We start from the raw sequence: 24,092 nt of genomic DNA, 5'->3' as shown, positions 1-24,092 counted from the left end.
GTAGCACAACGTGTTCCAGAGATTTCTTAAACGGCAAAAGGATGCTCCATGTACATGCTTTGCCGCTTAGGTTACATTGTTCACACTTTTTTCCGGCGTAGCCCAAAACGCGCTGTCGTCAAGTCGTTGCGGGCATGGCCTTCATTATCCGATCTGGAGTCAAAATGTCCTCACGTAAAGAGCTTGCTAACGCTATTCGTGCGCTGAGCATGGACGCAGTACAGAAAGCCAAATCCGGCCACCCGGGTGCCCCGATGGGTATGGCTGACATTGCCGAAGTCCTGTGGCGTGATTTCCTGAATCATAACCCGCAGAACCCGTCCTGGGCCGACCGCGACCGCTTCGTGCTGTCCAACGGTCACGGCTCCATGCTGATTTACAGCCTGCTGCACCTCACCGGTTATGATCTGCCGATTGAAGAGCTGAAGAACTTCCGTCAACTGCACTCTAAAACGCCGGGTCACCCGGAAGTCGGCTACACCGCGGGCGTGGAAACCACCACCGGCCCGCTGGGTCAGGGTATTGCGAATGCGGTCGGTATGGCCATTGCGGAGAAAACTCTGGCGGCGCAGTTCAACCGTCCGGGCCACGACATTGTTGACCACTTCACCTACGCGTTCATGGGCGACGGCTGCATGATGGAAGGTATCTCCCACGAGGTATGCTCCCTGGCTGGTACCCTGAAGCTGGGCAAGCTTGTTGCGTTCTATGACGACAACGGCATCTCCATCGACGGTCATGTAGAAGGCTGGTTCACCGATGACACCGCGAAGCGCTTTGAAGCCTACGGCTGGCACGTGGTGCGCGGCGTTGACGGCCATGATGCTGACTCGATTAAACGCGCGGTAGAAGAAGCGCGTGCGGTCACCGACAAACCGTCCCTGCTGATGTGCAAAACCATTATCGGTTTCGGTTCGCCGAACAAAGCCGGTACCCACGACTCCCACGGCGCGCCGCTGGGCGACGCGGAAATCGCGCTGACCCGCGAAGCGCTCGGCTGGAAACATCCGGCGTTTGAAATCCCGTCTGAAATCTATGCCCAGTGGGATGCCAAAGAAGCCGGCCAGGCGAAAGAGTCTGCGTGGAACGAGAAATTTGCCGCCTACGCCAAAGCCTTCCCGCAGGAAGCCGCTGAGTTTACTCGTCGTATGAAAGGCGACATGCCGGCTGACTTCGACGCGAAAGCGAACGAGTTCATCGCTAAGCTGCAGGCTAACCCGGCGAAAATCGCCAGCCGTAAAGCGTCCCAGAACGCCATTGAAGCCTTCGGCCCGCTGCTGCCGGAATTCCTCGGCGGCTCTGCTGACCTGGCGCCAAGTAACCTGACCCTGTGGTCCGGTTCTAAAGCGATCAACGAAGACACTGCCGGTAACTACATTCACTACGGCGTGCGCGAATTCGGTATGACCGCGATTGCCAACGGTATCGCCCTGCACGGCGGTTTCCTGCCGTATACCTCCACCTTCCTGATGTTCGTCGAGTACGCGCGTAACGCGGTACGTATGGCGGCGCTGATGAAACAGCGTCAGGTGATGGTCTACACCCACGACTCCATCGGTCTGGGCGAAGACGGCCCGACTCACCAGCCGGTAGAGCAGGTGGCTTCCCTGCGCGTCACCCCGAACATGTCCACATGGCGCCCGTGCGACCAGGTGGAATCCGCCATCGCGTGGAAATACGGCGTAGAGCGTCAGGACGGCCCGACCGCGCTGATTCTGTCCCGTCAGAACCTGGCGCAGCAGGAGCGTACCGAAGAGCAGCTGGCGAACGTTGCCCGCGGCGGCTACGTGCTGAAGGATTGTGCCGGTCAGCCGGAACTGATCTTCATCGCCACCGGCTCTGAAGTTGAGCTGGCGGTCGCCGCTTACGAAAAACTGACAGCCGAAGGCGTGAAGGCGCGCGTGGTTTCCATGCCGTCCACCGACGCGTTCGACAAGCAGGATGCCGCTTACCGTGAAGCCGTGCTGCCGAAAGCCGTCTCTGCGCGCGTGGCTATCGAAGCGGGTATCGCTGACTACTGGTTCAAATATGTGGGCCTGAACGGCGCGATCGTCGGCATGACCACCTTCGGTGAGTCTGCGCCGGCGGAGCTGCTGTTTAAAGAGTTTGGCTTCACCGTGGACAACGTGGTCGCGAAAGCGAAAGCGCTGCTGTAGTCCTTTCACTCTTCCGGCGCGGTAAAGCCGCGCCTTGCCCGGGCTACGGGGCCAGTGCGGTCGGGTAGCCCGGACAGGTGCGCAGCACCGCCTCCGGGTAAAGACTTTAGTTGTCACCGTAAAAAACGGGTCGCTCAGGCGGCCCGTTTCTTTTTCAGGAAATACTCAGTAGCCTTCCCTTTTCCAGGCGCACCATGCGGGAAAAGTTGCGCTGTATAAAAGCCGGGTCATGGCTGATAGCCACTACGCTGGTCCCCCTTTTGCGGCAAACCGCAAGCCACTCCTCAAATATCGTCAGCCAGTGCTGGTCAAAATCGCGGCTGGGTTCGTCGAGCAGCAGAACTGCTGGCGCCATCGCTTCCAGACAGGCGACGGCCACCATGCGGCGCTGGGCGGTATGCAAATCCAGCGGATGCGCATCGGCGACGTCCTCTAACTGGCAAAGCTGCAGCGCTGCCGCGGTGCGTTGCGCAACCTCTGCGGCAGACCGTTTCTGTAGCCGCAGCCCGAAGGCGACTTCTTCAGCCACCTTGCTGTGAAAGATTTGATTTTCAGCTTCCTGAAACAGGACGCCGAGCATACCGGCGCGATGGCGATTTTTATAATGCGCCATCGGCTTATCCAGCAAATTGACGGTACCGGACGTGGCGGGTAGCAGTCCGGCCATCACCCGCAGCAGGGTGGATTTCCCCGCGCCGTTATCGCCGGTGAGCGCCAGCCATTCGTTTTCACCGAGGTTTAGCGAGATGTTTTGCAAACAGTCTGCCGCCGCGCCGGGCCAGCGATAAGTCACCTGATTCAACGTCAGCATAGCGGGGAAAGCGCTCCATCATGCAGTCGCCATCCCTGCTGACACCAGGCAAGAAAAGGCGAGGGAGTTCGTTCAAAAAGGATAATCAAGGAACGCTGCGCCTGCGCCCAGTGCCGCAAGCGCTCCAGAAGCATGGCGCTAGCCTGCGCCGTCAAACGGCTAAACGCTTCATCCAGTATCAATATCCTGGGCTGCATGGCAAGCGCGCTGGCAATGACTACCCGCTGGGTTTCTCCGCCGGAGAGAGTGGCCGGGTGGCGATGACGTAACGCCTGGCATGCCGTCAGCGTCAGCGCTTCATCAATACGACGCATAATCTCGTCTTCGCTGAGGCAGAGATTTTCAGGACCAAAAGCGACCTCTTCTTCGACGCTGAATGTACAGCCGGAAAGCTGGAGATAGGGGGATTGTTGAACCAGCTGGACGGTGCTCGCCTGTTCGACGAGCGACAACTGTCCGATAGGGTTCCCGAGTAACGTTCCTTTACCTTCAATTTCTCCGGGGAGGAAATCCGGATACCAGCCCGCCATCAACTGCGCAAGCGTACTTTTTCCGCTGCCGTTATCGCCAAAAATCGCCACCATACCGGGCTCGGCGTAGTGAAAATCGAAGCAGGCAGGTGGGCGCGCGGCATGGGTTGGAAGATAGCGAAACTGTTCTAATGTAACCATATCCAGACTCCGGTCTCGGTGACTATCAGCGCCACCATGGCGTAGCGTGCCCAACGCTGTAAGGTGCTGTCCGGTGGTGCCCACAGCGTGGTGCGTGTCCGATGCAGGCGAAATCCTCGCATATCCAACGCCGCACCGCGTACGGCTAAATCGTTGAGCGCATTATGGGTAAGCGGCACAATCAATGCAGGCATCGCGCGTAAACGATGATACCAGGCCTCATCCAGCGGGACGCCCCGTGCGCACTGGGCCTCATGAATAATCGCCAGCTGGCGTTTGAGCTGCTCGACAACCAGCAACGGGCCGGCAAACAGATAGGCGAGACCCGGCGGCAAGCGGGAGGCAAACAGGGCGCGCATAAACCGCGAAACCGGCACGTAGTGCATCCACAGCTGCGATGTTGATACGATGGCCAGGATCCGCAGCCAGAGCGTGACGGCATTGGCCCAACGTTCAGGTTCACGCGCTTGTCCAGCGATCCATTCGCTCAACCAGCCGCCGTGCACCAGCCACAGGCCTAACCCTAAAGGGATCATCAGCCAGAGTACGTATTTTGCCCGCGGTCGCGTGGCCTTGATTCCCAGTAAACAGATGAAAGTCAGCGCGCTGTAAAGGCTTAAGGGCGCACCCGCGGGTAGCAGGAGCGTGGAGCAGGCGGCGAGCGCCCACAGGCTTAATGAGGTAAAGGGATGCATTTAGCGTACAGCAGACATGGTTGGGAAATGGCGCGTTGTGCGTAGCGGAAGCTGGCGCAACAGGACCCAGACGATGGCCGCCGTCAGGATTTTATCGACCAGGTTCGCGCCCAGCACGGTGATCGCGACGGACTCCACCAGATTCTGGCCGACCGAGTGCATCCAGGCGACAAAGAGATCGGCACCGCTGCCGGTGACGCCGCCAAACAACGTAGTGCGAATAGGCACGGCGACAAGCGTGACGGCGAGAGTAATGATGACACCGCTGGCCACCACTTTCGGTAAGGTGCGAAACCATCCCGCCCGCGCCAGCCATCCAGCCACCAGCCCGATAACCATCGCCACCGGAGCGAAGGCGGCGGCGATAGGATCGGTCAATAACCCCCACAGCAGGTTAGTGAGTAGGCCAGTCAGCATTCCGACCACCGGGCCTAACAGCACCGCGCTGATTAAGGTGCCAATAGAGTCGAGAAAAATCGGTAATTTCAGCATGCTGATCAGCTGGCCGCCGACCATATTGATGGCGATAGCAATGACAATCAGGACCAGAGACTGGCTGGAAAATTGGCGACGCGCCATAGAAGACCTCGTTTAAGTGAAACGTTAGCGGGATGAAATGACCAGTTCGTCATAGCCGGACACCGCACACGGCTGACGGCTAAACGCCACGGAGGTCAGTTCGCCGATCACCAGCTCAAGGGTGGTGCGGACGGTACAGCCGGGCATCATATGGCCGCCGAGCATGGCGCCTTGCGGATCGGATAGGGATAAATGGAGATGTTCTCCGGCTAATTCCAGCGTGCCATTCAGAGAAATCACCTCATATATTCCGTTCAATAAGGCGGTTTGATCCTGACCGGCAAAGCGTAACGCTACGTTGCTTAGGCTGCCGGTGCAGCCAGCTATCCAGCCGGCCTGAATATGGTGTTGCTGCACAAACGCGCGCAGGCGGGAAAAAACCTCCTCGCCCGGAAGTAAGCGAAGCGCATAGTAACGTGCCGCAGAGGGCTGAATGTGGGGAATTGTCATGATTTTAGAGGGACTCCGAAACTCGGACGTAACGGTAATAATATCGCCGCTCTTCAGTATAGTTTCTGATATAAATCAGTATTAGCGGTCCGGCAACGAAAAGATATTGCTACGCTTATTCGTCATTCTGGAATATGGAATAAATTCCCCAGCAGATAGCGTGAAAGTGTGATGTAAGTCAGATAAATGCTTTCTCCAGCTGGACAATCATTCCTTTTATTACTTGTTTGGCTTATTCTAGCTGAAGCGTTTCAGTCGTCTAAATGTTCGACAATTAATCAATCAGTCGCAGTTTGCGACAGGTAAGGTTTCCCTTAGAGCGTTGCTGCATTACTCTGTCAGCCACCTCTTATCATGGACAGCCTTGCAGGAGACCTATGACCATACGCATTGCGATTAATGGCTTCGGTCGCATCGGGCGTAACGTGGTTCGTGCTTTGTATGAATCCGGGCGTCGTGCGGAAATTACCGTGGTGGCAATCAATGAACTGGCGGATGCTGCCGGCATCGCGCATTTATTGAAATATGACACCAGCCATGGGCGCTTTGCCTGGGATGTGCGTCAGGAGAGAGAGCAGCTGTTTGTTGGCGATGATGCCATCCGTCTGCTGTATGAACCTTCCCTTGAGGCGTTGCCCTGGCGGGAACTGGCGGTTGATGTGGTACTTGACTGTACCGGCGTTTACGGCAGCCGCGAACATGGCGAAGCCCATCTTCAGGCCGGCGCCAGGAAAGTGCTTTTTTCACATCCTGGCGGCAACGATCTCGACGCGACGATCGTGTTTGGCGTAAACCATGACGAATTAAGAACCGAGCACCGTATCGTCTCCAACGCCTCCTGCACCACCAACTGCATTATTCCGGTCATTAAGCTGTTAGATGATGCCTATGGCATTGAGTCGGGTACGGTAACGACGATCCACTCATCAATGAACGATCAGCAGGTCATTGATTCCTGGCATCCGGATTTACGTCGGACGCGAGCGGCCAGCCAGTCGATCATCCCGGTTGATACTAAGCTTGCTGCGGGGATCACGCGTATTTTCCCTCAGTTTAACGATCGTTTTGAAGCGATTGCGGTCCGGGTACCGACGATTAATGTGACGGCAATCGACCTTAGCGTCACGGTGAAAAAACCGGTAAAAGCAAGTGAAGTCAACCAGTTGCTGCAAAAAGCAGCGCAGGGTGTATTTCATGGTATAGTTGACTATACGGAATTGCCGTTAGTCTCGATAGATTTCAACCACGATCCACATAGCGCCATCGTCGATGGCACGCAAACGCGGGTAAGTGGCGCGCATTTGATCAAAACGCTGGTCTGGTGCGATAACGAATGGGGCTTTGCTAACCGGATGCTCGACACCACGTTAGCGATGGCCGCACAAGGTTTCAGGTAAGGCGCGCAGGCGCCTGCAAAACTTTATCAAGAATCAACGAGAGGATTCACCATGTCTGTAATTAAGATGACCGATCTGGATCTGGCTGGTAAACGCGTTTTTATCCGTGCGGATCTGAACGTACCGGTTAAAGAAGGGAAAGTAACCAGCGACGCGCGTATCCGCGCTTCTCTGCCGACCATCGAACTGGCCCTGAAGCAGGGTGCGAAAGTGATGGTCACTTCCCACCTGGGTCGTCCTACCGAAGGCGAGTACAACGAAGAATTCTCTCTGCTGCCGGTTGTTAACTACCTGAAAGACAAACTGTCTAACCCGGTACGTCTGGTTAAAGATTACCTGGACGGCGTAGAAGTCGCTGCCGGTGAGCTGGTGGTTCTGGAAAACGTTCGCTTTAACAAAGGCGAGAAGAAAGACGACGAAGCGCTGTCGAAAAAATACGCTGCGCTGTGCGATGTATTCGTCATGGACGCGTTCGGTACCGCTCACCGCGCGCAGGCTTCTACTCACGGTATCGGCAAATTCGCTGACGTCGCTTGCGCAGGTCCGCTGCTGGCCGCTGAGCTGGACGCCCTGGGTAAAGCGCTGAAAGAACCGGCCCGTCCGATGGTCGCTATCGTGGGCGGTTCTAAAGTTTCCACTAAGCTGACCGTTCTGGATTCTCTGTCTAAAATCGCTGACCAACTGATCGTCGGCGGCGGCATCGCCAACACCTTTGTTGCCGCTCAGGGCCACAACGTGGGTAAATCCCTGTACGAAGCCGATCTGGTTGACGAAGCGAAACGTCTGCTGACGACCTGCGATATCCCGGTTCCGACTGACGTTCGCGTGGCAACCGAGTTCTCTGAAACCGCAACCGCGACCCTGAAATCTGTTAACGACATCAAAGATGAAGAGCAGATTCTGGACCTGGGCGATGCTTCCGCAGAGAAACTGGCTGAAATCCTGAAAAATGCGAAAACCATCCTGTGGAACGGCCCGGTCGGCGTGTTCGAATTCCCGAACTTCCGCAAAGGGACTGAAATCGTGGCTAACGCCATCGCAGACAGCGAAGCGTTCTCTATCGCCGGCGGCGGCGACACTCTGGCAGCAATCGACCTGTTTGGCATTGCTGACAAAATCTCCTACATCTCCACCGGCGGCGGCGCATTCCTCGAATTCGTGGAAGGTAAAGTTCTGCCGGCAGTAGCTATGCTCGAAGAGCGCGCTAAGCAGTAATTCAGTTCAGGCGGGGAGACCCGCCTGTTTTTCAGCGCGCGTAAAAGCTCGCGAACCTTCTTCAACGGTCGAAGATACAGATACAGGACTACGTAACATGTCTAAAATTTTTGATTTCGTAAAACCGGGCGTCATCACTGGCGACGACGTTCAGAAAGTGTTCCAGGTCGCTAAAGAAAACCAATTTGCTCTGCCAGCGGTAAACTGCGTGGGTACTGATTCCATCAACGCCGTTCTGGAAGCAGCTGCAAAAGTTCGTTCTCCGGTTATCGTTCAGTTCTCTAACGGCGGCGCTGCGTTCATCGCGGGTAAAGGCGTGAAAACTGACGTTCCTCAGGGCGCAGCCATCCTGGGCGCTATCTCTGGCGCGCATCACGTTCATCAGATGGCTGAGCACTACGGTGTTCCGGTTATCCTGCACACCGACCACTGCGCGAAGAAACTGCTGCCGTGGATCGATGGTCTGCTGGACGCCGGTGAAAAACACTTCGCTGCAACCGGCAAACCGCTGTTCTCTTCTCACATGATCGACCTGTCTGAAGAGTCCCTGCACGAAAACATCGAGATCTGTTCTAAGTACCTGGCGCGTATGGCCAAAATGGACATGACTCTGGAAATCGAACTGGGCTGCACCGGCGGCGAAGAAGACGGCGTGGACAACAGCCACATGGACGCTTCAGCGCTGTACACCCAGCCGGAAGACGTTGATTACGCGTACACCGAGCTGAGCAAAATCAGCCCGCGTTTCACCATCGCTGCTTCCTTCGGTAACGTACACGGCGTTTACAAGCCGGGCAACGTAGTACTGACCCCGACTATCCTGCGCGACTCTCAGGAATACGTTTCTAAGAAACACAACCTGCCGCACAACAGCCTGAACTTCGTATTCCACGGTGGTTCCGGTTCTTCCGCTCAGGAAATCAAAGACTCCGTAAGCTACGGCGTGATCAAAATGAACATCGATACCGATACCCAATGGGCAACCTGGGACGGTATCCTGCAGTACTACAAAACTAACGAAGCTTACCTGCAGGGCCAGCTGGGCAACCCGAAAGGCGAAGACCAGCCGAACAAGAAATACTACGATCCGCGCGTATGGCTGCGCGCTGCACAGACTTCCATGGTGACGCGTCTGGAGCAGGCATTTAAAGAGCTGAACGCGATCGACGTTCTGTAAGAAAATTTCGTTTCTTACCCGGAAGCCCGCAGAAATGCGGGCTTTTTTATTATCTGAACAATATGAAATGTTGCTAAATAAATGTGATCAATTTGGCAAAACGCACTGTTATTGTTTACCCTTAACCAGGCTGACATTACAGGTTTGGTTATTTTATTTCCCGTCCGGGTATCCATAAGGAAAGTTGAATGGAAGATTTGAACGTTGTCGATAGCATAAATAACGCCGGTTCATGGCTGGTGCGCAATCAGGCATTACTGCTGAGCTATGCCGTCAACATCGTCGCGGCTCTCGCGATTATTATTGTCGGTTTGATCGTGGCGCGCATTGTTTCCAATACTGTGAATCGCCTGATGCGGGCGCGGCATATTGATGCCACCGTTGCCGATTTTCTTTCTGCGCTGGTGCGCTATGCCGTTATTGCTTTTACGCTGATAGCCGCTCTGGGCCGCGTGGGCGTGCAAACCGCCTCGGTCATTGCCGTCCTCGGCGCCGCGGGTTTAGCCGTTGGTCTGGCGCTGCAGGGCTCGCTGTCTAACCTTGCCGCTGGCGTTCTGCTGGTGGTCTTCCGCCCGTTCCGCGCCGGTGAATACGTTGACCTTGGCGGCATCGCGGGAACCGTGCTGAATGTGCAGATATTCTCCACGACCCTGCGCAGCGCGGATGGCAAAATCGTGGTGGTGCCGAACGGCAAAATCATCGCCGGGAATATCATCAACTTCTCCCGCGAGCCGGTGCGCCGCAACGAGTTTATCATCGGCGTGGCCTACGATGCTGATATCGATAAAGTGAAGCAGCTGCTCACCAATATTATCGAATCGGATGAACGTATCCTCAAAGATCGTGAAATGACCGTTCGTCTGAATGAACTGGGCGCGTCATCGGTGAACTACGTGGTACGCGTATGGAGTAAAAGCAGCGATCTGCAAAGCGTTTACTGGGACGTTCTGGAGCGCATTAAGCGCGACTTTGACGCCAACGGCATCGGCTTCCCGTATCCGCAGATGGATGTGCATGTGATTCGTCCGCAGGAAAAAGCAGAGTAGTTTCCCCTCTAAAAGGCCGGTACGCCCGGCCTTTTATTCGAATCTGATCATTAGATTGGCTTATTAATGATTAATATTTTAAATTTCCTCTAATGATATTTGCGAGCTATATTCCCCGGCATTGACTCTTTCAGTGGAAATCACTCCCCATGTTATCGTATTACTTTCAGGGCTTTGCTCTGGGAGCGGCCATGATTTTGCCGCTTGGCCCGCAAAACGCCTTTGTGATGAATCAGGGCATTCGCCGTCAGTACCATCTGATGATCGCGCTGCTGTGCGCCATCAGCGATCTGCTGCTGATCTGCGCCGGGATTTTTGGCGGCAGCGCGCTGCTGATGCAGTCGCCGTGGCTGCTGGCGCTGGTGACCTGGGGCGGCGTCGTTTTTTTATTGTGGTACGGTTTTGGCGCGCTGAAAACGGCTTTTAGCAGCAATCTGGAGCTGGCCAGCGCGGAAGTGATGAAGCAGGGGCGCTGGAAAATTATCGTCACCATGCTGGCGGTGACCTGGCTGAATCCCCACGTCTATCTGGATACGTTTGTGGTTCTTGGTAGTCTCGGCGGCCAGCTGGCGATGGAGCCAAAGCGCTGGTTTGCGTTAGGCACCATCAGCGCGTCGTTCTTATGGTTCTTTGGCCTGGCCCTGCTGGCCGCCTGGCTGGCCCCGCGCCTGCGTACGGCGAAGGCGCAGCGAATAATTAACATGCTGGTGGGTCTGGTGATGTGGATCATTGCTCTGCAACTGGCGAAAGATGGCCTGGCCCACGTGCAGGCGCTGCTTAACTAAGCCTTGTCCGATGGACTTTCTCCGCGTAAGCGCTAAGCTTGCTGGCATGCGTCTGTGTATAGACGACCAATGTAATATGGAGAAACGACAGTGAAGTTAAAAGTCATGGCCCTGGCGGCGGCACTCGGATTTAGCGCAATGGCAGCTCAGGCAAATGAGTTGCCGAACGGCCCACATATTGTCACTTCAGGAACCGCCAGCGTTGCGGCGGTTCCTGATATCGCTACGCTGGCGATTGAAGTTAACGTCTCCGCGAAAGACGCAGCATCCGCTAAAAAACAGGCCGATGAGCGCGTGGCCCAGTATCTCTCCTTCCTGGAGAAGAGCGGTATTGCGAAGAAAGACATTAACTCTGCCAACCTGCGTACCCAGCCTGATTACGACTATCAGAACGGCAAAAGCATTCTTAAGGGCTACCGCGCGGTGCGTAGCGTTGAAGTGACGCTGCGCCAGCTGGATAAGCTCAACGGTCTGTTAGATGGCGCGCTTAAAGCCGGTCTGAATGAGATCCGTTCCGTCTCACTGGGCGTGGCGCAGCCGGACGCTTATAAAGATAAAGCGCGTAAAGCGGCGATTGATGATGCCATTCACCAGGCTCAGGAGCTGGCTACCGGCTTCCACGGCAAACTGGGGCCCGTCTATAGCGTTCGCTATCATGTCTCCAACTACCAGCCAAGCCCGATGGTGCGGATGATGAAAGCCGATGCGGCGCCGGTTTCTGCCCAGGAAACCTACGAGCAGGCGACCATTCAGTTTGATGACCAGGTGGACGTGGTGTTTGAGCTGCAGTCGACCCAGCCTGCGCCAGCAGCTGCGGAGCCGGCGAAACCCGCCGAACAACCCAAAGCGGCGCAGTAATCCTATCGCCCGGCCTTCGCGCCGGGCTTTTTTCTGTGACTATCTGTAAAAGTGAGAGCGCGACACAAGTCTTTTCCCTGAATGAGGTAAGGATATATCCCTGTTCTACTATGAGGTGAGCATGGATATCTTTATTTCGAAAAAGATGCGCAATTTCATTTTGTTGGCGCAGACTAACAACATCGCCAGAGCGGCGGAAAAAATTCATATGACCGCGTCTCCCTTCGGCAAAAGCATTGCTGCGCTCGAGGATCGGATAGGCTATACGCTATTTACCCGCAAAGATAACAGCATCAGCCTCAATAAAGCGGGGCAGGAGCTCTATCAGAAGCTGTTTCCCATTTATCAGCGCTTATCGGCCATCGATAACGAAATTCACTTTTCCGCGCGCCGCTCGCGCAACGTTGTTATCGGCATCGACAATACCTATCCGACGATAATTTTCGATCAGCTCATCAGCCTGGGCGATAAATACGATGGGGTGACCACCCAGGCCGTGGAGTTCAGCGAGAACGGGGTGATTGATAATCTGTTCGACCGTCAGCTCGATTTTATTATCTCGCCGCAGCACGTTTCGGCCCGCGTGCAGGAGCTGGAAAATCTGACCATTAGCGAACTCGCGCCGCTGCGGCTTGGGTTTCTGGTTTCCCGCCGTTATGAAGATAGGCCGCCGCAGGAACTTTTACGTGAGCTGCCCTGGCTGCAGATGCGCTTCCAGAACCGGGCCAATTTTGAGGCGATGCTGGACGCGTATATGCGCCCCAGCGGGATCAACCCGACGATTATCTATCGTCCCTACAGCTTTATGGCCAAAATTAGCGCCGTAGAGCGGGGGCAGTTTTTGACGGTTATTCCCTACTTCGCCTGGCGTCTGGTCAACCCGGCGAAGCTGAAGTACTTCGATGCGCCCGGCAGCGCGATGTATATGCAGGAGTATCTCTATTCGCTGAAAAACCATCGCTATACCGCCACGATGCTTCAGCACATTACGGAAGATCGCGACGGTACGGAGGGCTAGCCGAGCATGGAGCCGTGCTCAAGCAGATTACGATGCAGGTCGAACGCGTGGGTGAGGTCGTGATGAATATGCCCGCCGGGCGCGTTATCCAGGTAGCGGTGTAAATAGTCCCGATAGAGCGGGTGCGCGCAGTTATCAATGATGACGCGGGCGCGTTGCAGCGGCGATAGCCCGCGCAGGTCGGCGATCCCCTGCTCGGTCACGATCACCTTCACGCTGTGCTCGCTGTGATCGACGTGGCTGCACATCGGCACGATGGTGGAGATTTTCCCCTCTTTGGCGATGGAGGGGGCCATAAAGATGGAGAGCCAGGCGTTGCGCTCAAAATCGCCGCTGCCGCCGATACCGTTCATCAGATTCACCCCGGCCACGTGGGTGGAATTGGCGTGGCCGTAGATATCAAACTCCAGCCCCACGTTGAGGGCGATAACCCCGAGGCGGCGGATAATTTCTGGATTATTGGAGATCTCCTGCGGGCGCAGGACAATACGGCTGGCGAAGAAATCCATATTGTCGTAAATCTTGCGCAAAGCATCGGCGGATACCGTCAGGCTGGAGGCGCTGACGCCGGTAATTTTCCCGCTTTCCAGCAGATGGACCACCGACTCCTGCAATACCTCCGAATACATCATAAAAGCGGGAATATCCGGATTCTCACCCAGCCGCGCCATGACCGCGTTATTGATATTGCCCACGCCGCTTTGCAGCGGCAGAAATTCAGGCGGGATGCGCCCGCGAGCCATCTCATCCAGCAGAAAGGTGACCACGTTATCGGCGATTTGCTGGCACACGGGATTGATTTTATCAAGCGCGTTGCCGGCGTCGGGCAGTTCGGTCTCCACGACCGCGACAATCTTTTGCGGATCGATTTGCACGTACCGGCTGCCCACGCGATCCATGGTATGAAAGATGGCGATGCTGTTGCGCCGCGGCGGCGCGCCGGGGATCACGATATCAGCCAGCTCGGCGACGCGCGGATTGTGGTAGTGATTCAGCTCGATGATCACTTTCTTCGCCCGCAGCAGCCAGGTTGGGGCGTTGCCGATGCCGCTGGTGAGCCAGACCCGTCCATCCGGCGCGAGCGCCGAGGCTTCGATCACCGCGACATCAATCTCGCCAAAGAAGCCGTAGTTGACCATTTGCGCCACTTCGCTCAGGTGCAGGTCGACAAAATTCACCTTCCCCTGGTTGATTTTTTGCCGCAGGCCGGAGGCGGTCTGATACGGCGCGCGCCACGAGACGGCATCGGCCGCCGAGAGCGCATCATCGGCGGCAGCGCTGATGGAGGCGCCGGTCAGCAGGCGGATCTGGAATGGCTGCTGCGCCTGATGTAATTCACCGGCGCGGCGAGCGATGGCCGCGGGCAGCGCTTTAGGCGAACCGGCGGGCGTGAACCCGCTGAACGCCACCATCTGGTCATGCTGGATAATCTCCGCCGCTTCATCGGCGCTCATCCGTTTCATTTTGCACTCCTTAACCCGGCGTGATTAATGGCCGACGAACTCCGGTTTACGTTTTTCCATAAACGCGCTCATGCCTTCCTGATAATCCTCGCTGTCGTAGACGGCGCGGCGCATCCCCTGAATACGTTCGAACTCATCGGAATTCATGGTGTGCGCTTCGCCAAGCACGCGCAGCTCTTCCTTAATGACCGCAATCGCCAGCGGCGCCTTCTCGGAGATGTGGTGCGCCATCTGTAAGGTAAAATCCTCCAGTTCGTCGGCGTCCACCACATGATTGAGAATACCGACCGCCAGCGCGCGCTGGGCGGTAATCGGCAGGGCGGTGAAAATCAGCTCTTTGACGATGTGAAAACCGGCGTCGCGGGTCAGGTTGTGAATGCCGACCAGATTGTAGGGCACGCCGAGATTCACCGGCGTCATGGAGAAAGTGGACGTGCTGGCGGCGATGATCAGATCGGAACTCATGATCATCTCAAACGCGCCGCCCCAAACGCTTCCTTCGACCATGGAGATCACCGGTTTCGGATATTTTTGGATCATGCGGGTGATCTGACGCAGCGGATCGTCATAGGAGAGCGGATCGCGGCGCCCACCGGGCAGTTCATGGATATCATGGCCGGCGGAGAAGACTTTTGCGCCCCCGGGCGCGCGTAAAATAACGCAGCGTATTTCCGGCCGGTTGAGGTCGCTCAGCGCCTGCATCAGATCGTCGATGAACACCTTGCTTAAGGCGTTGAGCTTGCGGCTATAGTTGAACTCAATGACCGCAACCTTCCGGATAATTTCGACATTAACATATTGATAAGACATAAATATCCTTTTACGCAAAGTAATGATTCTGAAGGAATTCGCTAATCTGCCGCAGGCCGGTGCGCGGCGAGAGGCCGTTGTTTTTCACCGCCTGTAGCGTTTGCTGGAAGTAGCGCTCGAAGTCGGTTCGGGCAAACAGCAGGTGCAGCGCCTCGGTTTCGGTCTGCTTTTGCAGCCACTCCAGCGCCTGGCGCTGGCGCAGTTTTTCAAGATCGCCGCTGTCAGTCAGGGTTGTTTTGAAATCCAGAACAGCGAGCCAGATGGCTTCGATGCCGCGCCGCTCCAGCGCGCTACAGCTCAAAACGCGCGGCTGCCACGCGGCGTGCTTGCGGCGCAGAATATGCAGGGCGGATTCATACATATGCCGGGTGATGGCGACGCTGGCGCGGTTCTCGCCATCATCCTTATTGATGACGACGATATCCGCCATCTCCATGATCCCTTTCTTGATGCCCTGCAGATCGTCACCGCCGCCGGCGATCTGCAGCGAGATAAAGCAGTCCACCAGGCGGGAGACCTCCGTTTCCGACTGGCCGACGCCGACGGTTTCGACAATCACCACGTCGTAGCCCGCCGCTTCGCACAGCAGTATCAGCTCCCGCGCGCGCAGGCTGGTGCCGCCGAGATGGCCGCTGGAGGGCACCGGGCGGATAAAGGCCGAATCCGATCGCGCCAGGTCGATCATGCGCGTTTTGTCGCCAAGGATGCTGCCGCCGCTGACCGGGCTGCTCGGATCGACCGCGATCACCGCAACCCGCAGGCCATGGCGAATCAGCAGCATGCCGAAGGCTTCCAGAAAGGTACTCTTTCCGGCTCCCGGCGTGCCGGTGACGCCGAGGCGCAGGGCGTTGCCGGTGAAGGGCATAATCGCATCCAGCAGCTGGGCGCTCAGCGCCTGGTGGCGAGGATGCTGACTCTCTACCAGCGTCATGGCCTGGGCGAGCGTGGCCCGCTCGCCCAAACGTAATCGCCGAACGGCGTCGCTCAGGGTGGATGAGTTAATCATGATGCTGGCTAATCCTCGTCAGGACGTCGCGCACGCTCTCCAGCATCGGCGTGCCGGGGCCGTAAATGGCGGCCACGCCGCGCGCCTGCAGAAAGGCGTAATCCTGCGGCGGGATGACGCCGCCGGCGATAACGCAGATATCTTCCCGCCCCCATTTTTTCAGCGCGGCGACCAGCTCGGGGATCAGGGTTTTGTGGCCTGCCGCCAGCGATGAGGCGCCAACCACGTGCACGTCGTTTTCTATCGCCAGACGAGCAATCTCTTCCGGCGTGGAAAACATCGGGCTCAGGTCAACGTCGAAGCCGAGATCGGAATAGGCGCTGGCGATCACCTTGGCGCCGCGATCGTGGCCATCCTGGCCCATTTTGGCGATCAGAATGCGCGGGCGGCGGCCGTTATCCATCAGGAACCGTTCGGTTTGCGCAACGATGGCGTCAAATTCGCCGGCGGCTGTGTCCGACTGATGGTAGCTTTGCGCAATCACGCCGGTGACGCACTGGCTGGGTACCAGATAGCGGTCAAACGCCGCCTCCAGCGCGTCGGAGATTTCCCCCAGGGTGGCGCGAACGCGAGCGGCGTTGATCGCGGCGGCCAGCAGATTTTCATGATGCTGCGCGGCGTGGGTGAGGGCGTTCAGCGCGGCTTTTACCGTCACATCGTCACGCTGAGCGCGGATTTTTTCCAGCGAGGCGATCTGCTCGTTGCGCACCTTGACGTTGTCGATCTCCAGCACCGCCGTTTCATCCTCTTTTTCCAGCTTGTACTTATTAACGCCGACGATGACGCGCTTGCCCTGATCGATCAGCGACTGTTCACGGGCGGAGGCCTCTTCGATCATCCGTTTCGGCAGCCCGGCCTCGATCGCCTTAGCCATTCCGCCCGCCTCGGCGATCTGTTGAATAATGGCCCGCGCCTGCTTGACGATTTGATCGGTCAGCGACTCCACATAATACGATCCGGCCAGCGGATCCACGGTGCGGCAGATCTCCGACTCCTCCTGAATGATGATCTGCGTATTACGCGCGATGCGGGCGGAAAAGTCGGTGGGCAGGCCGAGCGCCTCGTCAAAGGCGTTGGTGTGCAGCGACTGGGTGCCGCCAAGCGTGGCGCCGAGGGCTTCGATGGTGGTACGGATCACGTTGTTATACGGATCCTGCTCGGTGAGGCTCCAGCCGGAGGTCTGGCAGTGGGTGCGCAGGGCTAAGGATTTCGGATTGGTGGCGCCGAAGCCGCTCACCGCTTCGCTCCACAGGTAGCGTGCGGCGCGCAGCATCGCAACGTTCATAAACAGATCCATGCCGATGCCGAAGAAAAACGACAGGCGCGGAGCGAAGTCGTCAATTTTCAGCCCGGCGCAGAGCGCGGCCTTGATATATTCGATACCGTCCGCCAGCGTAAAGGCGACCTGCTGCACGCAGTTAGCCCCCGCCTCACCCATGTGGTAGCCGCTGATGCTGATGGTGTTAAAGCGCGGCATGTAGTCCGAACACCAGGCAATGATGTCGGCGATAATGCGCATGGAGGGCTTCGGCGGATAAATGTAGGTGTTACGGCACAGGTACTCTTTCAGAATATCGTTCTGGATTGTCCCGGTGAGCTGCTCCGACGCAACCCCTTGTTCTTCCGCCGCGACGATATAAAACGCCATCACCGGTAGCACCGCACCGTTCATGGTCATCGACACGGACATCTTATCCAGCGGGATCCGATCGAACAGAATTTTCATATCTTCGACGGTATCGATCGCCACGCCCGCTTTACCGACGTCGCCCGCCACGCGCGGGTTATCGGAGTCATAGCCCCGATGGGTCGCGAGGTCGAAGGCGACGGAAAGCCCTTTCTGCCCGGCGGCGAGGTTGCGGCGATAGAAGGCGTTGGACTCTTTGGCGGTAGAGAAACCGGCGTACTGGCGGATGGTCCACGGCTGTGCGGTGTACATGGTGGCGCGCGGGCCGCGAACGTAAGGCGGCAGGCCGGGCAGGGTGCCGGTCACTTCCAGATTATCAAGATCGGCTTCGGTATACAGCGGCTTAACGGCAATGCCCTCTGCCGTCTGTTTGACCAGGTCGTCGACGGTTTTTTCTCGCCGGCTAAGCTCTTTGTTGGCGAGCGTTTGCCACTCCTGCAACTCAGACATGTTGTGCTCCGTATTCGCAATAAAATGGGGTATTGCGAATACGGTGAGCTTTTTCATCGGCCCTGTCGCCAGCAAAAAACAGCCATCGATGCGTCGTTTTTTGCCGGATAGAATGTTTTATTTTGTGATGTATTTCAAAGATATGAGAAGAGGATAGTGGGTCACACGGGCCGGATGACTCCGGCCTGCTTGCGGGGGTTAATCTTGCCTCAACACCTTGTGGCCGTAATCGATCAGCGCATCGGTCACCCGGCGCATCATGCGGCTTTCCGGCGCAAAACGGTGCCAGTAGAGCATCCGGCGCTGGAACAGGCCCGGCGTGAGGTTGATAAGCTCGCCGCTGTTCAGCTCTCTTTCAATTTGCAGATGCGGGATCATACAGCAGGTCGTTCCCTGGCGGGCCAGCTGCACGAAGGCTTCAGACGAGTTGACGATATGGCAGGGCACGCTGCCCGGCGGCAAATCGAAGTTCTGCTGCAAAAAGGCCTGATGCATATCATCGAGATGATCGAATGCCACCACCGGCGCTTTCAACAGCGCCGAGCGGGTCACCCCATTAGGGAAATAGCGTTGGGCAAACTCCTTCGAGGCGACGAACAGATAGTCGAGGGCGCCGAGCTGATCGACCAGGCAGCTTGGCAATGCCTGCGGCTGGATACTGACCGCGCCGACCACTTCACCGCGGCGCAGGCGTTCCTGAGTCCGGGTCTCGTCTTCCACCTGCAGGTTCAGGCGAATCGGGGAGTCGGAAAGCACGCTTGAGAGCGCGGGCAGCAGCCAGGTGGCCAGACTGTCGGCGTTGACCGCCAGCGATAGCAGCAGCGGCGTGGAGCCGGTTTGCTCATCGCCCAGCCACTCCTCTTCCAGCAGCTCAACCTGACGCAGCAGGGCCAGCAGCTTTTGCCCCTGTTCGGTGGGACGCGGCGGTACGGTTCGCACCAGCAGCGGCTGTCCAAACATGTTTTCCAGCTGTTTGATGCGCTGAGAGACGGCGGACTGCGTAATACAAAGCTTCTGCGCGGCGCGCTCAAACCCTCGTTCCCTGATTACCGCGTCCAGCGCCTGTAGTGTTCTGTAGTCCGGTCGTTTCATTGCTCTGGCGTGCCCCCTAATACTTTTCGTTAACTCGCACTATGACATAAATTTGTTTTTGATGAAGATGAAAAATTGGCGACTGCGTTGTGTGATCGCCGTCGCAGGGACAATGGCACCCCGGATGTTCTATAATGCGCCACAGGAATTCACATCTCGGACCATAATCATGACGCAAGATGAACTGAAAAAAGCAGTAGGCTGGGCGGCATTGCAGTATGTACAACCGGGCACCATCGTTGGGGTCGGCACGGGCTCGACGGCGGCGCACTTTATTGATGCGCTGGGTACCATGAAAGGGCAGATTGAAGGAGCGGTTTCCAGCTCCGACGCCTCTACTGAAAAACTGAAAAGCCTCGGTATTACGGTTTTTGATCTGAACAGCGTTGACCGTCTTGGTATTTATGTGGACGGCGCTGATGAAATCAACGGCCATATGCAGATGATCAAGGGCGGCGGCGCCGCGCTGACGCGCGAGAAAATTATCGCCTCGGTCGCCGATAAATTTATCTGCATCGCCGATGCTTCCAAGCAGGTGGATATTTTAGGTAAATTCCCGCTGCCGGTAGAGGTGATTCCGATGGCGCGCAGCGCCGTAGCGCGTCAGCTGGTTAAGCTGGGCGGCCGTCCGGAGTATCGTCAGGGCGTCGTGACCGATAACGGTAACGTGATCCTCGATGTGTTTGGTCTGGAAATTCTGGACGCTATTGCGCTGGAAAATACCATTAACGGTATTCCGGGCGTCGTGACCGTCGGCCTGTTTGCGAATCGCGGTGCGGACGTCGCGCTGATTGGTACCGCTGATGGTGTAAAAACTATCACTAAATAGTCTGATCCGAGGGAGCGAATCGCTCCCTCGCAAATATTTTTTCTCCAGGCCTATTTTGGTGACTTCTGTCACATTTATGCGCCTTGTCTCAGTAACAATCTACCTTTCTTTTACTTTCTGGTGTTTTGTCCTGCTATTTCCCGCTGATTGATATTTCTTCAGGATGCCGACGCAAACGTTCATATTGCCGCAATAGTTTTTTTTGATATGTTGCTGAGAAGAACTTTCGTTCCGCACGACATCAGTTAAGACAAAAACAGGACGGGGAAATGGCTAAGGTATCACTGGAAAAAGACAAGATTAAATTTCTGCTGGTTGAAGGTGTGCACCAAAAAGCGGTGGACAGCCTCCGCGCAGCGGGCTACACCAATATCGAATTTCATAAAGGCGCGCTGGATAGCGAAGAGCTGAAAGCGTCCATCCGTGATGCCCATTTCATCGGCCTGCGTTCCCGTACTCATCTGACGGAAGAGATCTTCGCGGCGGCGGAGAAGCTGGTCGCGGTCGGCTGCTTCTGTATCGGCACCAACCAGGTTGATTTAAACGCGGCGGCAAAACGCGGTATCCCGGTGTTTAACGCCCCGTTCTCCAATACCCGTTCCGTTGCTGAACTGGTAATCGGCGAGCTGCTGCTTATGCTGCGCGGCGTACCGGCGGCAAACGCTAAAGCGCACCGCGGCGTATGGAACAAGCTGGCGGTCGGCAGCTTTGAAGCGCGCGGTAAAAAGCTGGGTATCATCGGCTATGGTCATATCGGCACGCAGCTGGGGATTCTGGCTGAATCGCTGGGGATGCACGTCTATTTCTACGATATTGAAAGCAAGCTACCGTTAGGTAACGCCACTCAGGTTCAGCATCTTTCTGATTTGTTGAACATGAGCGATGTGGTGAGTCTGCACGTGCCGGAAAACGCCTCGACGAAGAACATGATCGGCGCGGAAGAGCTGGCGCTGATGAAGCCCGGCGCTCTGCTGATCAACGCCTCTCGCGGCACCGTGGTGGATATCCCGGCGCTGTGCGATGCGCTGGCGAGCAAACACCTGGCGGGCGCGGCGATCGACGTATTCCCGACCGAGCCGGCCACCAACAGCGATCCGTTCAACTCTCCGCTGTGCGAGTTCGACAACGTTATCCTGACCCCGCACATTGGCGGCTCAACTCAGGAAGCGCAGGAGAACATCGGCCTGGAAGTGGCGGGCAAGCTGGCGAAATACTCGGATAACGGTTCAACGCTCTCCGCGGTTAACTTCCCGGAAGTGTCTCTGCCGCTGCACGGTGGGCGCCGTCTGCTGCATATCCATGAAAACCGTCCGGGCGTACTGACCGCGCTTAACCAGATTTTCGCGGCCCAGGGCATTAACATCGCGGCGCAGTATCTGCAGACCACTCCGCAGATGGGCTACGTGGTGATTGATATCGAAGCCGAAGAAGATGTGGCGCAGGCTGCGCTGCAGGCGATGAAGGCTATTCCTGGCACCATCCGCGCCCGTCTGCTGTTCTAACGCCTTTTTTGCCAGCGGGCAGGTCATCGACCTGCCCCTTTTCTCCTGACAGACCCTTCAGCAATTTCCCGTCGCCCTCCAAACGCTTTGCGAGGCTTGCCGCAAACGGCGATTAAAACCGTCAGATGTCGTTGTGCCTGAAAGAAAGGGATTTACGATAAGGGCTCAGCGCGGGGCTGAAACGAGAAAGCCCCTACCGAAGCAGGGGCTTTAAAAAGGAAAGGGACGATGATGAGACTCTTCATCATGCTGCTTATCCTGTTAATCATCGCCTACCCAGCATATTAACAGAGAGGAAGCAGGAGGGAGGTTCGCCTCCCTCACCCTTTACCCGAATTTAGGTGAAAAAAACAGCAATGTCAATTGTTCGCACATTCTACCAGAGCCAGGTTTTTGACGGCGTGATGACCGCAGGCAGCGGGATATCCCACTGCTCCGTCGGCAGCGCGTCGACCTGCTGGCAATCATGGGCGTAGCCGACCGGCTGCAGGCGATGCTGCCGCCAGTTTTGCAGCGTCCGGTCGTAAAATCCGCCGCCCATTCCCAGACGCTGTCCGGCGGCATCAAACGCGACCAGCGGCGTAACCAGTACATCCAGCTGGCTAAGCGGGAGAACATCGCGCACGTCGAGCTTCGGTTCGCGGATTTTCAGGCGATTCACCACCAGATCGCTGCTCGGGTGGTAGTGGAGAAACAGAAGATTGCCGGGGCTGAACGGATGCAGCACGGGGAGATACACCCGTTTGCCCGCCCGCCAGAGCTGATCAATCAGCGGCCGCGTATCCAGCTCGCCATCAAACGACAGAAATACCGCGACCGTATGCGCGAGCAGAACCGGCGGGTACGCCATCATTCTGTCCGCCGCCAGGAGGGCGAACTGCGTTTGCTGCTCCGGCGTTAACGCGCGTCGGCGCAGGCGGATCTGCTGGCGAATTTGCTGTCTGGTATAGGGGGGATCTGACAGTAGAGTCATACCTGAGTCTCATCGGTAAGCAAACGATACTAACAGGCGTAGTTTAATACACGACGGCAAAAGCCGAAAATTAACTTAGAGGGGATGAAACGAAAAAGGAAGGGAATCTCCGAGATGCCGCCGCAGGCTGTAACCCTTGAACCCTTGGTTCAAGGTGAATGTGTCGTCACAGTTTTAAGGCTTCTCGGACGGGCCGAGCATGCTCACCAACCGTGGAGCGCCACATTCTTGTGGTATGAAATATCGGCTCAGGGGACTGGCCCGCTTGCAAACATCTCAGAGAAATTTTGTTCTTGCGATTACTCTAACACAGTTAAATGCAAAGTGTTATTCAAACTTCTGCCCGGGTCTTTCGCTTATGCGACCTTGCTCAAGCAACGCTTGTTCGATGGTCTGCTGAAGCATCCGAATACGCTGCTCCATGCTGGCGGCGTAGTCGCGGGTTTTCGCTTTTTCCTGAGTCAACTCATAGCTGATGTTCAACGCGGCGATAAAGACCAGCTGCTCAGTATTTGTGACTCTAGTGCGTTCTTTTAAATCTTGCAACCGCTGATTCAGGTCGTCAGCTGCCTGGTTTAAGGCATCCCTTTGTTCAGGCGGGCAATTCACTCGTAGTGAACGGCCAAAAATTTGGAGATCTACGGGTTGTGCAGACATGCCACCTTCCTGCTGATTGACTGCGCGGCCTTCACGCCCTGGGAGGGTCTGCGAAGGGGCGACACTATAGCTACCCTGGTTTTAAGATACAAGCCCTATTCTGGTTCACCAGGGTCCAAAGTGGTAGCATATCATGAATATTCCTCCCAACGATGACGAATGCGCATGTCTATACAGAACGAAATGCCTGGCTACAACGCTGTAGACCAGTTACTGAACCAACAAGGGGTGGGATTAACCCCTGCCGAAATGCACGGTTTGATCAGCGGGATCCTGTGCGGCGGCAACAAAGACAGCAGCTGGCAGCCGTTGGTGCACGATCTGACCAACGAAGGTCTGGCCTTTGGTCACGAGCTGGCGCAGGCGCTGCGTAACATGCATTCCGCCACTAGCGATTCGCTGGAGGATGACGGTTTCTTATTCCAGCTCTACCTGCCGGATGGCGACGAGGTGAGCGTGTTCGATCGCGCCGATGCGCTGGCGGGTTGGGTAAACCATTTCCTGCTGGGGCTGGGCGTGACGCAGCCCAAGCTGGATAAAGTCAAAGACGAAACCGGCGAAGCTATCGACGACCTGCGCAATATTGCTCAGCTTGGGTATGACGAAGACGAGGATCAGGAAGAGCTCGAAATGTCTCTGGAGGAGATTATCGAATACGTACGCGTTGCCGCGCTACTGTGTCACGACACCTTCTCTCTTCAGAAACCCACTGCGCCGGAAGTGCAAAAGCCGACGCTACATTAATTATTCATTAAATCGTTCAGG

The 24,092-nt window shown here is 56.5% G+C and carries 23 protein-coding genes and 1 other RNA gene; 11 read left to right on the top strand and 13 right to left on the bottom strand.

Annotated features, from left to right (window positions below; genetic code table 11):
* The first annotated feature begins 164 nt into the window (after positions 1 to 164).
* Positions 165 to 2,156, top strand: a complete 1,992-nt coding sequence (gene tkt, locus KOSB73_RS25960; protein WP_049099827.1) for a transketolase — start codon at positions 165 to 167, stop codon at positions 2,154 to 2,156.
* Between the two features lie 154 nt (positions 2,157 to 2,310).
* Here tkt and KOSB73_RS25955 read toward each other — a convergent pair whose 3' ends face one another.
* Genes KOSB73_RS25955 through KOSB73_RS25935 form a run of 5 tightly spaced genes read right to left on the bottom strand, consistent with a single transcriptional unit; the run spans position 2,311 to position 5,362 of the window.
* Positions 2,311 to 2,967 carry an ABC transporter ATP-binding protein gene (locus tag KOSB73_RS25955; RefSeq protein WP_049090232.1) on the bottom strand — a complete coding sequence of 219 codons (657 nt, stop codon included), beginning with the start codon at positions 2,965 to 2,967 and terminating at the stop codon, positions 2,311 to 2,313.
* Positions 2,961 to 3,638, bottom strand: coding sequence for an ABC transporter ATP-binding protein (locus KOSB73_RS25950; RefSeq protein ID WP_098141189.1), 678 nt, complete (start codon positions 3,636 to 3,638; stop codon positions 2,961 to 2,963). The genes KOSB73_RS25955 and KOSB73_RS25950 overlap by 7 nt, the downstream gene beginning before the upstream one ends.
* Entirely contained in the window at positions 3,626 to 4,333 is a 708-nt protein-coding gene (locus KOSB73_RS25945) for an energy-coupling factor transporter transmembrane component T (protein ID WP_004133554.1), read from the bottom strand. Before KOSB73_RS25945 ends, KOSB73_RS25950 begins: the two co-directional genes overlap by 13 nt.
* Positions 4,334 to 4,912: an ECF transporter S component gene (locus tag KOSB73_RS25940; RefSeq protein WP_004133556.1), complete on the bottom strand. Its 579-nt coding sequence runs from the start codon at positions 4,910 to 4,912 to the stop codon at positions 4,334 to 4,336.
* A gap of 24 nt (positions 4,913 to 4,936) precedes the next feature.
* On the bottom strand, positions 4,937 to 5,362 hold the full coding sequence (locus tag KOSB73_RS25935; protein ID WP_024358639.1) for a PPC domain-containing DNA-binding protein: 426 nt from the start codon (positions 5,360 to 5,362) through the stop codon (positions 4,937 to 4,939).
* A gap of 377 nt (positions 5,363 to 5,739) precedes the next feature.
* On the opposite strand from KOSB73_RS25935, the gene epd reads away from it, so the two are divergent.
* From epd to srsR, 7 genes are all read left to right on the top strand, one after another.
* Complete coding sequence (gene epd / locus KOSB73_RS25930) at positions 5,740 to 6,759, top strand: erythrose-4-phosphate dehydrogenase (protein WP_098141187.1); 1,020 nt, start codon at positions 5,740 to 5,742, stop codon at positions 6,757 to 6,759.
* 51 nt (positions 6,760 to 6,810) lie between these two features.
* A complete protein-coding gene (gene pgk / locus KOSB73_RS25925; protein ID WP_004125049.1) occupies positions 6,811 to 7,974 on the top strand; it encodes a phosphoglycerate kinase in 1,164 nt (387 codons plus the stop codon).
* Positions 7,975 to 8,071: 97 nt separating this feature from the next.
* Positions 8,072 to 9,151 carry a class II fructose-bisphosphate aldolase gene (fbaA, locus tag KOSB73_RS25920; protein ID WP_004125043.1) on the top strand — a complete coding sequence of 360 codons (1,080 nt, stop codon included), beginning with the start codon at positions 8,072 to 8,074 and terminating at the stop codon, positions 9,149 to 9,151.
* Positions 9,152 to 9,339: 188 nt separating this feature from the next.
* Positions 9,340 to 10,197: a small-conductance mechanosensitive channel MscS gene (locus KOSB73_RS25915; RefSeq protein ID WP_024358637.1), complete on the top strand. Its 858-nt coding sequence runs from the start codon at positions 9,340 to 9,342 to the stop codon at positions 10,195 to 10,197.
* A 149-nt stretch (positions 10,198 to 10,346) separates the two neighbouring features.
* Complete coding sequence (gene argO / locus KOSB73_RS25910; RefSeq protein WP_098141185.1) at positions 10,347 to 10,982, top strand: arginine exporter ArgO; 636 nt, start codon at positions 10,347 to 10,349, stop codon at positions 10,980 to 10,982.
* Between the two features lie 90 nt (positions 10,983 to 11,072).
* On the top strand, positions 11,073 to 11,840 hold the full coding sequence (locus KOSB73_RS25905; protein ID WP_004133562.1) for an oxidative stress defense protein: 768 nt from the start codon (positions 11,073 to 11,075) through the stop codon (positions 11,838 to 11,840).
* A gap of 121 nt (positions 11,841 to 11,961) precedes the next feature.
* Entirely contained in the window at positions 11,962 to 12,858 is an 897-nt protein-coding gene (gene srsR, locus KOSB73_RS25900) for a LysR family transcriptional regulator SrsR (protein WP_004133564.1), read from the top strand.
* Here the strand turns inward: srsR and KOSB73_RS25895 are convergent.
* The 5 genes from KOSB73_RS25895 to argP all read right to left on the bottom strand — a co-directional run bounded on the left by KOSB73_RS25895 (position 12,855) and on the right by argP (position 19,366).
* Complete coding sequence (locus tag KOSB73_RS25895; RefSeq protein WP_004133565.1) at positions 12,855 to 14,321, bottom strand: acetyl-CoA hydrolase/transferase family protein; 1,467 nt, start codon at positions 14,319 to 14,321, stop codon at positions 12,855 to 12,857. The two genes, srsR and KOSB73_RS25895, sit on opposite strands and share 4 nt — an antisense overlap.
* Positions 14,322 to 14,345: 24 nt before the next feature.
* The gene (scpB, locus tag KOSB73_RS25890; RefSeq protein WP_004133567.1) at positions 14,346 to 15,131 is read right to left on the bottom strand and encodes a methylmalonyl-CoA decarboxylase; all 786 of its coding nucleotides are present in this window, start codon (positions 15,129 to 15,131) and stop codon (positions 14,346 to 14,348) included.
* A gap of 10 nt (positions 15,132 to 15,141) precedes the next feature.
* Positions 15,142 to 16,137: a methylmalonyl Co-A mutase-associated GTPase MeaB gene (gene meaB, locus KOSB73_RS25885; RefSeq protein ID WP_049087332.1), complete on the bottom strand. Its 996-nt coding sequence runs from the start codon at positions 16,135 to 16,137 to the stop codon at positions 15,142 to 15,144.
* Positions 16,130 to 18,274 (bottom strand): methylmalonyl-CoA mutase, encoded by a 2,145-nt coding sequence (gene scpA / locus KOSB73_RS25880; protein WP_004133570.1) that lies wholly within the window; start codon positions 18,272 to 18,274, stop codon positions 16,130 to 16,132. Before scpA ends, meaB begins: the two co-directional genes overlap by 8 nt.
* Positions 18,275 to 18,472: 198 nt before the next feature.
* Complete coding sequence (argP, locus tag KOSB73_RS25875) at positions 18,473 to 19,366, bottom strand: DNA-binding transcriptional regulator ArgP (RefSeq protein ID WP_004105608.1); 894 nt, start codon at positions 19,364 to 19,366, stop codon at positions 18,473 to 18,475.
* A 169-nt stretch (positions 19,367 to 19,535) separates the two neighbouring features.
* On the opposite strand from argP, the gene rpiA reads away from it, so the two are divergent.
* On the top strand, positions 19,536 to 20,195 hold the full coding sequence (gene rpiA, locus KOSB73_RS25870; protein WP_004125006.1) for a ribose-5-phosphate isomerase RpiA: 660 nt from the start codon (positions 19,536 to 19,538) through the stop codon (positions 20,193 to 20,195).
* A gap of 269 nt (positions 20,196 to 20,464) precedes the next feature.
* Positions 20,465 to 21,697, top strand: coding sequence for a phosphoglycerate dehydrogenase (serA, locus tag KOSB73_RS25865; protein WP_004133574.1), 1,233 nt, complete (start codon positions 20,465 to 20,467; stop codon positions 21,695 to 21,697).
* Between the two features lie 376 nt (positions 21,698 to 22,073).
* Here the strand turns inward: serA and KOSB73_RS25860 are convergent, their stop codons facing one another.
* The 3 genes from KOSB73_RS25860 to zapA form a co-directional block, all read right to left on the bottom strand.
* Positions 22,074 to 22,670: a 5-formyltetrahydrofolate cyclo-ligase gene (locus KOSB73_RS25860; RefSeq protein WP_049131292.1), complete on the bottom strand. Its 597-nt coding sequence runs from the start codon at positions 22,668 to 22,670 to the stop codon at positions 22,074 to 22,076.
* 102 nt (positions 22,671 to 22,772) lie between these two features.
* Positions 22,773 to 22,956: non-coding RNA, 6S RNA (gene ssrS, locus KOSB73_RS25855), on the bottom strand.
* 41 nt (positions 22,957 to 22,997) lie between these two features.
* Positions 22,998 to 23,327, bottom strand: a complete 330-nt coding sequence (gene zapA / locus KOSB73_RS25850; protein WP_004105598.1) for a cell division protein ZapA — start codon at positions 23,325 to 23,327, stop codon at positions 22,998 to 23,000.
* A 165-nt stretch (positions 23,328 to 23,492) separates the two neighbouring features.
* On the opposite strand from zapA, the gene KOSB73_RS25845 reads away from it, so the two are divergent.
* Positions 23,493 to 24,071 (top strand): YecA/YgfB family protein, encoded by a 579-nt coding sequence (locus KOSB73_RS25845; RefSeq protein WP_004133578.1) that lies wholly within the window; start codon positions 23,493 to 23,495, stop codon positions 24,069 to 24,071.
* Positions 24,072 to 24,092: the final 21 nt, after the last annotated feature.

Source organism: Klebsiella grimontii, from assembly GCF_900200035.1.
Lineage (GTDB): Bacteria > Pseudomonadota > Gammaproteobacteria > Enterobacterales > Enterobacteriaceae > Klebsiella > Klebsiella grimontii.
This window is presented reverse-complemented; position numbering and strand designations above follow the sequence as displayed.

Bases quoted from the DNA above. Each gene is read 5' to 3' on its own strand.
- tkt (WP_049099827.1), top strand. From the start codon at position 165: ATGTCCTCACGTAAAGAGCTTGCTAACGCTATTCGTGCGCTGAGCATG.
- KOSB73_RS25955 (WP_049090232.1), bottom strand. From the start codon at position 2,967: ATGCTGACGTTGAATCAGGTGACTTATCGCTGGCCCGGCGCGGCGGCA.
- KOSB73_RS25950 (WP_098141189.1), bottom strand. From the start codon at position 3,638: ATGGTTACATTAGAACAGTTTCGCTATCTTCCAACCCATGCCGCGCGC.
- KOSB73_RS25945 (WP_004133554.1), bottom strand. From the start codon at position 4,333: ATGCATCCCTTTACCTCATTAAGCCTGTGGGCGCTCGCCGCCTGCTCC.
- KOSB73_RS25940 (WP_004133556.1), bottom strand. From the start codon at position 4,912: ATGGCGCGTCGCCAATTTTCCAGCCAGTCTCTGGTCCTGATTGTCATT.
- KOSB73_RS25935 (WP_024358639.1), bottom strand. From the start codon at position 5,362: ATGACAATTCCCCACATTCAGCCCTCTGCGGCACGTTACTATGCGCTT.
- epd (WP_098141187.1), top strand. From the start codon at position 5,740: ATGACCATACGCATTGCGATTAATGGCTTCGGTCGCATCGGGCGTAAC.
- pgk (WP_004125049.1), top strand. From the start codon at position 6,811: ATGTCTGTAATTAAGATGACCGATCTGGATCTGGCTGGTAAACGCGTT.
- fbaA (WP_004125043.1), top strand. From the start codon at position 8,072: ATGTCTAAAATTTTTGATTTCGTAAAACCGGGCGTCATCACTGGCGAC.
- KOSB73_RS25915 (WP_024358637.1), top strand. From the start codon at position 9,340: ATGGAAGATTTGAACGTTGTCGATAGCATAAATAACGCCGGTTCATGG.
- argO (WP_098141185.1), top strand. From the start codon at position 10,347: ATGTTATCGTATTACTTTCAGGGCTTTGCTCTGGGAGCGGCCATGATT.
- srsR (WP_004133564.1), top strand. From the start codon at position 11,962: ATGGATATCTTTATTTCGAAAAAGATGCGCAATTTCATTTTGTTGGCG.
- KOSB73_RS25895 (WP_004133565.1), bottom strand. From the start codon at position 14,321: ATGAAACGGATGAGCGCCGATGAAGCGGCGGAGATTATCCAGCATGAC.
- scpB (WP_004133567.1), bottom strand. From the start codon at position 15,131: ATGTCTTATCAATATGTTAATGTCGAAATTATCCGGAAGGTTGCGGTC.
- meaB (WP_049087332.1), bottom strand. From the start codon at position 16,137: ATGATTAACTCATCCACCCTGAGCGACGCCGTTCGGCGATTACGTTTG.
- scpA (WP_004133570.1), bottom strand. From the start codon at position 18,274: ATGTCTGAGTTGCAGGAGTGGCAAACGCTCGCCAACAAAGAGCTTAGC.
- argP (WP_004105608.1), bottom strand. From the start codon at position 19,366: ATGAAACGACCGGACTACAGAACACTACAGGCGCTGGACGCGGTAATC.
- rpiA (WP_004125006.1), top strand. From the start codon at position 19,536: ATGACGCAAGATGAACTGAAAAAAGCAGTAGGCTGGGCGGCATTGCAG.
- serA (WP_004133574.1), top strand. From the start codon at position 20,465: ATGGCTAAGGTATCACTGGAAAAAGACAAGATTAAATTTCTGCTGGTT.
- KOSB73_RS25860 (WP_049131292.1), bottom strand. From the start codon at position 22,670: ATGACTCTACTGTCAGATCCCCCCTATACCAGACAGCAAATTCGCCAG.
- zapA (WP_004105598.1), bottom strand. From the start codon at position 23,327: ATGTCTGCACAACCCGTAGATCTCCAAATTTTTGGCCGTTCACTACGA.
- KOSB73_RS25845 (WP_004133578.1), top strand. From the start codon at position 23,493: ATGTCTATACAGAACGAAATGCCTGGCTACAACGCTGTAGACCAGTTA.